Genomic DNA, 10,266 nt, shown 5'->3' with positions numbered 1-10,266 from the left:
ACAACAAGGGAACTTCGTTTCCGCTGCTGATGGCCATCGCCGGCCCGCTGATGAGCCTTCCGAACGTTGGCCTCAATGAGTGGGGGCACGCCTTCTGGTTCATGGAGGAACTCTTCAGCGCGCCGCTGCACTGGGGCTTCGTGGTGCTGGCCTGGGCAGCCCTGTTCTCCGGTGGCGTTGCCATCCAGGTGATTACACGGTTCTCCAACCTCATGGACGTGCAGTGGAACAGGCAAAGCCGGCTGATCCTGGATAACGTTGTCTAAAGGACGAGGTTTCAAGTCCAGATCGTAACAGCGTAGCACACCCCATCCGCTTTCACAGGGATGGGGTTTTTTGACAAGAACAGCATTACCGGAAGGCCTCTGGCGCTTCTCTTCCGGTCCTCCTCCAGGGAAATCAGCTCTACACCTCTCGGCATCAAGTCCGGCTTTTCACCCTGGATTGCCTCAGTTTCCGTGCACATCACCTTCCGGATATGGTCGTCAAAGTCCTGAAAATCATAGCCTTAAAAACCCCAAAAATAACTTTTGACACCTCTCAGAAAATATAGGACTATTGATCCTAGGACACTAGAGATAGTTGAGCACACTCTCATGCACTACTATATATAGTAGTCCACAGGTTTTCCACAGCATTTCCACAACACCCAAAATATAAGGTTTTACCCAGGGATTCGGCACATTTCCCTTACAAATGAGGAGCATCCAGCATGCAGCTTTCCACAGATCAAACGTCCCGGCCGGCAATGGCAGGCTACGAATTTTCTTCGAACCCTCCCGGCCATGATCTGCGCTATTCCCAATACAAGATCATTCGTCGCAATGGCTCAGTGGCCGGCTTCGAGCCGAACAAGATTTCCATTGCCATGACGAAAGCGTTTCTCGCGGTCGAGGGCAGCCAAGGGGCTGCTTCGGCCAGGGTACGCGAAGTGGTGGCGCGCCTGACCGAAGATGTAGTGAACGCCTTGATGCGCCGTCAGCCCTCGGGTGGAACCTTTCATATCGAGGACATCCAGGATCAGGTGGAACTCGCATTGATGCGCTCGGGCGAGCACGATGTGGCGCGGGCCTATGTGCTGTACCGCGAGGATCGCGCGCGCAAGCGGGCGCAGCAAAAGGAAGCGGGTGCAGCCGAGGTGACAGGCAACGTCTTGAACGTGCTCGAGGATGGACGCAGGGTTCCGCTCGATACCGCGAGACTGTTGACCCTGATCGGGTCCTGCTGCGAAGGGCTGGGTGAAGCGGTCGATCCCGCGCTGATACTTAAAGCCACGCTCAAGGATTTGTATGATGGAGTGCCGATGGAGGAAGTAAGGAAATCGGTAATCCTGTCAGCACGGGCGTTGCTGGAAAAAGAGCCGGCCTACAGCTACGTTACGGCGCGATTGCTGCTGCACTCGCTCCGCTTCGAGGTACTGGGCGAGGAAATCGTACAAAGGGAAATGGCTGAACGCTATATGGAATATTTCCCTGCCTTCATAAAGCGTGGAATCGAGGCCGAACTGCTGGATGAGCGGCTGACGCAGTTTGACCTGCCCCGCCTGGCAAAAGCCCTCCATGTGGAGCGCGATCTTAAATTTGGCTATCTCGGTTTGCAAACCTTGTATGACCGTTATTTTCTGCATATACAGGAGCACCGTATCGAATTGCCGCAGGCATTTTTCATGCGGGTGGCGATGGGGCTTGCATTGAACGAAATCGATCGTGAAGCACGGGCGATAGAGTTCTACCATGTGCTGTCTAACTTTGATTTCATGAGCTCCACACCCACCCTGTTTAATTCCGGTACGCGCCGCTCGCAATTGTCTTCGTGTTATCTCACGACAGTGCCGGACGATCTGGATGGTATTTACGAGGGAATCAAGGAAAACGCATTGCTTGCCAAGTATGCCGGAGGACTGGGCAATGATTGGACGCGTGTGCGGGCAATGGGATCGCATATCAAGGGCACCAACGGCAAATCCCAAGGCGTAGTCCCCTTTCTCAAGGTGGTATCCGACACGGCCGTGGCGGTAAACCAGGGCGGCAAACGCAAGGGCGCCGTTTGTGCGTACCTCGAATCCTGGCATCTGGACATCGAGGAGTTTCTCGAACTGCGCAAGAATACCGGGGACGATCGCCGGCGCACACATGATATGAATACCGCCACATGGGTTCCCGACCTGTTCATGAAACGGGTAATGGAAGGGGGCGAATGGACGCTCTTTTCACCTTCGGATGTGCCCGATCTGCATGAGAAGTATGGCAAGGCATTTGAGCAGGCTTATCTCGCCTATGAGGATAAAGTCGCGCGCGGCGAACTCGGCTTGTACAAGACGATACCCGCGGTGCAGTTATGGCGCAAAATGCTGAGCATGCTGTTTGAAACCGGGCACCCATGGATCACCTTCAAGGATGCCTGCAACATCCGCTCGCCGCAAAACCATATCGGCGTGGTGCACAGTTCCAATCTCTGCACCGAGATAACGCTGAATACCAATGATCAGGAAATCGCGGTATGCAACCTCGGTTCGATCAATCTGGCAGCCCACATCGATGATGACGGGAAGCTTGACGCCGACAAGCTCAAGCGTACTGTCAGCCTCGCCATGCGCATGCTCGACAATGTGATCGATATCAATTTCTATGCCGTGGCCAAGGCACGCAACTCCAATCTCAGGCACCGGCCTGTCGGGCTGGGTATCATGGGTTTCCAGGATTGCCTGCACAGGATGCGCATTCCCTACGCTTCGGACGAAGCGGTGGAATTTGCGGACCGTACCATGGAAGCGATGGCCTACCATGCCTATTGGGCCTCGACTGAACTGGCCGAAGAGCGGGGACGTTATGCTTCCTATCGCGGCAGTCTGTGGGATCGGGGCATTCTGCCTCAGGATACGCTCGACCTGCTGCAGAATGAACGCGGCGGATACATCGAAGCGGACAGATCAGCGACGCTGGACTGGGAAGCGCTGCGCGAACGCATCAGAAACCATGGCATGCGTAACTCCAACTGTCTGGCAATAGCGCCCACCGCGACCATTTCGAACATTGTCGGCGTTTCAGCCAGCATCGAGCCAACCTTCAAGAATCTTTACGTCAAATCCAATTTGTCGGGAGAATTCACCATTGCCAACCAGTATCTGGTAAGCGACCTGAAAAAGCTTGGGCTATGGGACGAGGTCATGATTTCTGATATCAAGTATTTCGATGGAGCCCTGGGCAAGATAGATCGCGTACCAACCGATCTCCGCAGGCTTTATGCCACTGCCTTCGAGGTAGAACCCCAGTGGTTGATCGAAGCGGCAGCGCGCAGGCAAAAATGGATAGATCAATCCCAGTCCCTGAATATCTATATTGGGAGCGTCTCCGGCAAGAAGCTGGATGAAACCTACAAACTGGCCTGGTTGCGTGGCTTGAAGACGACCTACTATCTGCGCTCGCTCGGAGCAACATCGGCAGAAAAATCTACAGTCCAGGCGGGCTCCTTGAATGCGGTGCCCGCAGAAGGGAGCCTGCCAGCCATGAGTGCGGCAGCGCCGGCGACAGATGTGTCGTTCTGTTCCATCGATGATCCGGAATGTGAATCATGCCAATAACAATTAAAATGTAATGTTAGGAGAAAGATATGTTGATATTCGAGGATGAAATCATGCCATCGGCGCCGCGGAGAAACGGCGATCCGGGATTGCTTGACGGAACCGAGGCGGGTGCTCAAGCAGCGAGCCACCTTGCCGATACGAACGGGACCAAGGCAGAAGGTGGCGTGAGCGATGTGGCTGGGTCGCATGCAGGGAATGGCATGGGAGAAAAGGACTATTCCACAGAGGACATCCATCGGCGCGTGTCGGTGGAAGACAAGCGCATCATCAATTGCAAGGCGGATGTCAACCAGCTGGTGCCTTTCAAGTACAAATGGGCGTGGGAGAAGTATCTGGCGGCCTGTGCCAACCATTGGATGCCTCAGGAAATCAACATGAGCCGCGATATCGCTCTCTGGAAAGATCCGAACGGACTGACCGAGGATGAGCGGCGGATAGTCAAGCGCAACCTCGGCTTCTTCGTTACCGCGGATTCGCTTGCCGCCAATAACATCGTACTCGGCACTTACCGGCACATCACCAATCCGGAATGCCGCCAATACCTGTTACGGCAGGCCTTTGAAGAAGCGATTCATACGCATGCCTATCAGTACATCGTCGAATCGCTGGGACTGGACGAAGGCGAGATTTTCAACGCCTATCACGAAGTAAAATCCATTCGCGAGAAGGATGAATTTCTGATTCCCTTTATCGATACGCTAACTGATCCGGCATTCAGGACGGGCACGCTCGAAGCGGATCAGAAACTGCTGAAAAGCCTGATCGTATTCGCCTGCATCATGGAAGGCCTGTTCTTTTATGTGGGTTTCATACAGGTCCTGGCGCTGGGAAGGCAGAATAAGATGACGGGCTCAGCCGAGCAGTATCAATACATCCTGCGGGATGAATCCATGCACTGCAATTTCGGCATCGATGTCGTGAATCAGATCAAAATGGAAGACCCGCATTTGTGGACCAAGGAATTTCGCAGCGAAATCAGTGCGCTGATGCAAAAAGCGGTGGAACTGGAATACCGTTATGCCGAGGACACCATGCCGCGTGGCGTTCTGGGGTTGAACGCGCCCATGTTCAAGGAATACCTGCGCTATATCGCCAACCGCCGCTGCCAGCAGATAGGTCTGGACATTCTCTATCCGGGAGCCAGCAATCCCTTCCCCTGGATGTCTGAAATGATCGACCTGAAAAAGGAAAAGAATTTTTTTGAAACACGCGTTACCGAGTATCAAACGGGCGGGGTGTTGAACTGGGACTGAACACCTAGAATAATAGGGAGGGGAGCAGGCGCGTCACGAAGGGCCTGCCTGCCCTACCCCCGCTGAAAAAACTCTTCGCATTTCGGGTTTTAGCGTCGCCTGTAGCAAGCCTCAACCCCGAGGGCATCGTCTGCCACATCGCACCCCGGTTTCCCGCAATCCCCCCATAGGAAATGTTTGCCCGCCTGTTTGCCAGCACTTAAGGCCTGCGCGCGAGGATGCGTGGCATCAATACGTTTTCCATACACTGATTATTTGCGCTGGTAAAATTTTAAGGACGAGGTTAACATTGAATTTCATTCGAATCTCTATCTGATGGAGGTGGCAATGGCTCGTACAATTCCACAAGGGTCCCGCGACTACGACACCACGCGCATTGTTGAACGGCCCGATGGTTTTTATTGGCATGACGAAAAAGAGAGTGACAGGGTATTCGGTCCCTTCCCCACCTTACTTGAAGCCATCCAGGATATGGAGTACAACGCCGACTCGGACTATGAACCGGGAGAAACCCTGGAGCAGGCAGAGGACGAGATTGGCATATCCGACTGGATCGATCCTGAAACCGGTCAACCCGGCGAAGGGTCCTTCCGGCTCGAAAACTGATCAGTACATAATTGATCTGGCACGTCTCATCGCATTATGCCCAGGCGATTTGACGTGCTCTTCTTCAGAATAAGTACGAATAAACCTTCGCTGACTCAGTTTTCAATCTTTGCAGCAATACCCGCTGAATCTCAGTGCGCCTGTGTCAAACATACGGCCTCTCCGCAGTCTCCCTTCCTGACTGCTTTTATTTCCTCCCTGAGCTGGTGAATACGTGCGCTCAGGTATTTCTTATATGCCCTCCTGTCTTTCCTTGATCCAAGGCTGATATGAATTACCGTGATGAACGGGATACGATGGGCTCAGTACAGGTGCCTGCGCATGCGCTTTGGGGCGCGCAGACCCAGCGTTCCTTGCAGAATTTCAGAATTTCGGGCGAGCGCATGCCGCCTGCGCTGCTTCACGCGCTGGCACTGGTGAAGCGTGCGGCGGCTGCCATAAATCGTGATCTGGGTGTCCTGGATGACGAGCGTGCTACTGCCATCATCCAGGCTGCGGATGAGGTGGTCGCAGGTAATCATGATGCGGAATTTCCGCTGGTCGTGTGGCAGACCGGCTCCGGAACCCAGACCAACATGAATATGAACGAAGTGCTGGCAAACCGCGCTTCTGAACTGCTGGGGGGCGGAAGAGGGCCGGATTGCAGGATTCATCCCAACGACGATGTAAACAAGGGGCAGTCATCCAATGATGTGTTTCCCTCTGCCATGCATGTGGCAGCCGCCCGCTCCCTCCATCATCAGTTGAAGCCTGCCATTGCCGCGTTGCGGCATACGCTGGCCACCAAAGCGGAAGCATTTTCAGGCATTGTCAAAATCGGGCGCACCCATTTGCAGGATGCTACTCCCCTCACCTTGGGGCAGGAATTCTCGGGCTATGTTTCTCAACTCGACCACGGGCTGGAGCACATCGAGACAGCGCTTCCCCATATATATGAACTGGCCCTGGGAGGGACAGCGGTTGGCACCGGGCTGAACACTCATCCTGAGTTTGCGGTGCGGGTCGCAGCGGAATTGGCAAGATTGACCGGCTTGCCGTTTGTGACAGCTCCCAACAAGTTCGAGGCCCTCGCTGCCAATGATGCGCTCGTCCATGCCCACGGTGCGCTCAAGACCCTGGCAGCCTCGCTCATGAAAATCGCCAATGATATCCGCTGGCTTGCATCGGGTCCGCGCTGTGGAATCGGCGAACTGAAAATTCCCGAAAATGAGCCGGGCAGCTCCATCATGCCCGGCAAAGTCAATCCGACTCAGTCAGAGGCGCTTACCATGCTGTGCTGTCAGGTGATGGGCAATGATGTCGCCATCAATATGGGCGGCGCCATGGGGAACTTCGAGCTCAACGTCATGAAACCGCTTATCATCCATAATTTCCTGCAGAGCGTGCGCCTGCTGGGGGATGGTATGATAAGCTTCAACGAGCATTGCGCGACCGGAATCACCGCAAACATCGATCGCATAGACGAATTGCTGCGCAAATCCCTGATGCTGGTAACTGCACTCGCACCTCACATCGGCTACGACAAGGCAGCTGAAATCGCGAAGAAGGCGCATCGCGAAGGCACTATGCTGGAACAGGCAGCCGTTGCAACCGGCTACATTACCCTCGATCAATTCCGGGATTGGATAAGACCGGAAGACATGATTCAGCCACAATGATCCTCGGGTTGAATAAATGCTGCTGCTCCCGTGGCCTCTGCCATTCCGGTGAATGAGCTTGCTCCCGTCATCCTCACGGGCGCCGAAGGTAGGCCTTGTCCTGACTGGGGGAGGCGCGCGCGCGGCCTATCAGGTAGGCGTTCTGCAGGCTATCGCCACGATGCTGCCGAAGAGAACGCGCAATCCCTTCCCCGTGATTTGCGGCACGTCCGCTGGCGCATTCAATGCCGCGGTTCTCGCTATCTCCGCCCGCAACTTTCATGAGGGTGTACAACGACTGTCAGCGGTATGGGAAAACGCGCAAGTCAACCAGGCCTACCGGACCGACCCTCTCGGCGTATACGGAAATGCATTACGCTGGCTCGCATCTCTCCTGTTTGCCAGCTTGGGAAAGCAGGGTGCGACCTCGCTGCTCGACAACTCGCCGCTTGCGCAACTGCTGAAAAACAGCCTGCCGCTTCAAGGCATTCAGAAGAGTATCGACACAGGCGCCTTGCATGCTCTCGGTATTACCGCCTGGGGCTATACCAGTGGACAATCGGTGACATTCTATCAGGGGGCGGATACCATACGGCCATGGAAGCGGGAACGCCGTATCGGTGTCGCTGTACCTATCGAAATTGAGCACCTGCTGGCCTCTTCCGCCATTCCACTTCTTTTTCCGGCCGTACGGCTCAACCGCGAATACTTTGGAGACGGTTCAATGCGCCAGCTTGCACCGTTGAGTCCTGCGCTGCATCTCGGGGCGGACCGCGTGCTGGTGATTGGCGTGCGCAAGATAGAGGAAACACAGCCTGAGCGTGTCAAGGTAGACAGCTATCCCACGCTCGCGCAGATCGGTGGGCATATCATGAGCAGTATTTTTCTCGACAACCTTTATGTCGATCTAGAACGGTTGCAGCGCATCAACCGGACCCTACGCATGATTCCTGAAGAAAACATGAAGAATCACGACATGCCGCTGCGCCAGATTCAGCACATGGTCATTTCCCCCAGTGTCGAATTCACTGAAATTGCACAGCATCACGCTGCCACCCTGCCGCATACTATCCGGCTTTTTTACCGGGCCATCGGCGCAATGAGACGCGATGGCTCGTCTCTCCTGAGCTATGTTCTGTTTGAAGAACCCTTCTGTCGCGCCCTCATCGATCTCGGCTATCAGGATACACTGCCGCGCAAAGCCGAACTCTTGCGGTTCCTCAATGCAGCGCCAATCAATGGACCGATACAAGCAGATTTATCCGACACTGGTATAATCCGCAATCCAGTTCCGGGGACAGGCTGAACGCCCTGGTCGCTTCACCTGATTCCCTATTTTTCAGAGACTTCTTATGGACCTTGCCAGTCCGCAATTCTGGATTGCCGTACTCCAGATTATCGCCATTGATATCATTCTGGGAGGCGATAATGCCGTGGTTATCGCGCTTGCATGCCGGCGACTTCCCGAAAAGCAGCGAAATCTCGGTATTTTCTGGGGAGTGTTCGGCGCCATTGCGCTGCGGGTCGTGCTGATCTACTTCGCCTTCACCTTGATGGCAATTCCATTCCTGAAAATCGTGGCGGCACTGCTGCTATTGTGGATCGGCATCAAGTTGCTTCAACCCGAGCCGGAAGGGAACGGACATGAGATCAGCGCAAGCGCAACCCTGCTGGGCGCGATTAAAACCATCATTATCGCCGACGCCATGATGAGCCTGGATAATGTGATTGCCATTGCCGGAGCCGCCAGGGACAGTGTCGTTCTGGTGATCTTTGGCTTGGCGGTGAGTGTGCCCATCATCGTTTGGGGCAGTAAGCTGGTAATGAGACTCATGGAGAAATTTCCCGTCACTATCTTCATCGGTGCGGGCCTGCTTGGCTGGATCGCAGGGGGCATGAGCACTACCGACGCGGTCAGCAGGGAATGGGTAGATAACAACGCGGCTTTTCTGCACTGGGTTGCACCCGCCGGCGGCGCTCTACTGATCGTGGTCATCGGCAAATGGCTTGGGAACAGGACCGGGGTAAGAAGAGCCGCGATTGTCGACCTGATGGACGATATAAACGACAAACCGCGCTCGTAGCGGCAATTTAACTGCTGATGGGAGAGAAAACATGCTGAAACTCTTGTTGCCGGTAGATGGTTCAGCGGCCTCGGACAACGCAGTCGGGCAGTTCATCAAGCTGGTTCCCTCATACAGGGAAATGCCGGAAGTACATTTGTTGAACGTACAGTTCCCACTGCGCGGCAACGTGCCGATGTTCATAGACAAGAAGAGCATAGATCTGTATTACCAGGAGGAAGGCGCGAAAGAGCTGTCATCCGCACGGGCTTTGCTTGATCAGGCCGGTATCAGTTATCGGTTCCACGTCTCTTCTGGAAACCCGCCGAACATCATTCTGCGTTATGCGGAAGAAATGAATTTCGATCAGATCGTGCTTGGCCCGCGTGGACTTGGAACGGTGAAAGGAATATTGCTGGGTTCGGTTGCGAGCAGAATCATACAGCTTTCGAAGATTCCGGTGCTCCTGATCAAATAGGAATGGCAGATATCAGGGGATGTAATGCGTTTAACCAAGAAGGAGCTTTTTTAGAATGAAGCAGGATCAGAAGGGCTTAACCTTGATCGAGTCAATGATGATAATTGCCCTCATTGGCATTCTGGCGACGATCGCTATCCCACCTGCATTTCGGCTCTATGAGGATTCCCAGGCCCGCGAACAGGTAACCGAAGCGGTCGATCTTCTCGACAGCGTTAAATCTCCTGTTGCCAGGTTTTATTCGGATAAGGGAAGATGGCCTACCCCCGAAGAGTTCGACAATCTGGTGCCCACACGGATCGGAAAGTATGTTGAGAGCCTCACACCGGAATCTCGGGAAAAAGGTTTTGAGGTAATAGCAAAATTCAAGAGTACCGGAGTGAGTCCGGGTCTGGTGATGGGAGGATCCGGTAGAACACTAGTTCTGGCGACAACAAACGGCAAGGAATGGTTCTGCAATGATAATACCGATCCTGCCTCCGGGGTGCCCGACCTTGTCCCGGGTACTGTCCTGCCCCAGCATCGACCCTCATCCTGCAAATAGGAGGGACCCGAAAAAGAGGATTTGCGGTCCGCCGCGGCCCTTTCCCTTCTGCCGCTTCGGCCGCTTCGCCACCCATCAGGGGTTATAAGCCTGGTCCAATAG

The 10,266-nt window shown here is 54.4% G+C and carries 9 protein-coding genes; all 9 read left to right on the top strand.

Going from position 1 to position 10,266, the window contains the following annotated elements:
- On the top strand, positions 1–266 hold a 266-nt coding region (locus AC52W5_RS03140; RefSeq protein WP_495669935.1), incomplete at its 5' end, for a methane monooxygenase/ammonia monooxygenase subunit C.
- 482 nt (positions 267–748) lie between these two features.
- Positions 749–3,580, top strand: coding sequence for a ribonucleoside-diphosphate reductase subunit alpha (locus tag AC52W5_RS03135; RefSeq protein ID WP_495669939.1), 2,832 nt, complete (start codon positions 749–751; stop codon positions 3,578–3,580).
- Between the two features lie 29 nt (positions 3,581–3,609).
- A complete protein-coding gene (locus AC52W5_RS03130) occupies positions 3,610–4,836 on the top strand; it encodes a ribonucleotide-diphosphate reductase subunit beta (RefSeq protein ID WP_495669934.1) in 1,227 nt (408 codons plus the stop codon).
- A 327-nt stretch (positions 4,837–5,163) separates the two neighbouring features.
- Positions 5,164–5,442: a hypothetical protein gene (locus tag AC52W5_RS03125; protein WP_112892522.1), complete on the top strand. Its 279-nt coding sequence runs from the start codon at positions 5,164–5,166 to the stop codon at positions 5,440–5,442.
- A gap of 269 nt (positions 5,443–5,711) precedes the next feature.
- Positions 5,712–7,100: a class II fumarate hydratase gene (gene fumC, locus AC52W5_RS03120; protein WP_495669933.1), complete on the top strand. Its 1,389-nt coding sequence runs from the start codon at positions 5,712–5,714 to the stop codon at positions 7,098–7,100.
- Positions 7,101–7,152: 52 nt separating this feature from the next.
- The gene (locus AC52W5_RS03115; RefSeq protein WP_495669932.1) at positions 7,153–8,385 is read left to right on the top strand and encodes a patatin-like phospholipase family protein; all 1,233 of its coding nucleotides are present in this window, start codon (positions 7,153–7,155) and stop codon (positions 8,383–8,385) included.
- Positions 8,386–8,431: 46 nt separating this feature from the next.
- On the top strand, positions 8,432–9,163 hold the full coding sequence (locus AC52W5_RS03110; protein WP_074975567.1) for a TerC family protein: 732 nt from the start codon (positions 8,432–8,434) through the stop codon (positions 9,161–9,163).
- Between the two features lie 31 nt (positions 9,164–9,194).
- Positions 9,195–9,620 (top strand): universal stress protein, encoded by a 426-nt coding sequence (locus tag AC52W5_RS03105; RefSeq protein WP_074975566.1) that lies wholly within the window; start codon positions 9,195–9,197, stop codon positions 9,618–9,620.
- A 55-nt stretch (positions 9,621–9,675) separates the two neighbouring features.
- Positions 9,676–10,164 (top strand): pilin, encoded by a 489-nt coding sequence (locus AC52W5_RS03100; protein ID WP_074975565.1) that lies wholly within the window; start codon positions 9,676–9,678, stop codon positions 10,162–10,164.
- The last annotated feature ends 102 nt before the right edge of the window (positions 10,165–10,266 follow it).

The sequence above is a fragment of the Nitrosospira sp. CT genome, from assembly GCF_059489795.1.
Note: the sequence above shows the minus strand (reverse complement) of the source record. Positions and strands in the feature narration are given on the sequence as shown.

Excerpts from the sequence above, each read along its gene's own strand:
- AC52W5_RS03125 (WP_112892522.1), top strand. The coding sequence starts at position 5,164 with ATGGCTCGTACAATTCCACAAGGGTCCCGCGACTACGACACCACGCGC.
- AC52W5_RS03130 (WP_495669934.1), top strand. The coding sequence starts at position 3,610 with ATGTTGATATTCGAGGATGAAATCATGCCATCGGCGCCGCGGAGAAAC.
- AC52W5_RS03105 (WP_074975566.1), top strand. The coding sequence starts at position 9,195 with ATGCTGAAACTCTTGTTGCCGGTAGATGGTTCAGCGGCCTCGGACAAC.
- AC52W5_RS03100 (WP_074975565.1), top strand. The coding sequence starts at position 9,676 with ATGAAGCAGGATCAGAAGGGCTTAACCTTGATCGAGTCAATGATGATA.
- fumC (WP_495669933.1), top strand. The coding sequence starts at position 5,712 with ATGAATTACCGTGATGAACGGGATACGATGGGCTCAGTACAGGTGCCT.
- AC52W5_RS03115 (WP_495669932.1), top strand. The coding sequence starts at position 7,153 with ATGAGCTTGCTCCCGTCATCCTCACGGGCGCCGAAGGTAGGCCTTGTC.
- AC52W5_RS03110 (WP_074975567.1), top strand. The coding sequence starts at position 8,432 with ATGGACCTTGCCAGTCCGCAATTCTGGATTGCCGTACTCCAGATTATC.
- AC52W5_RS03135 (WP_495669939.1), top strand. The coding sequence starts at position 749 with ATGGCAGGCTACGAATTTTCTTCGAACCCTCCCGGCCATGATCTGCGC.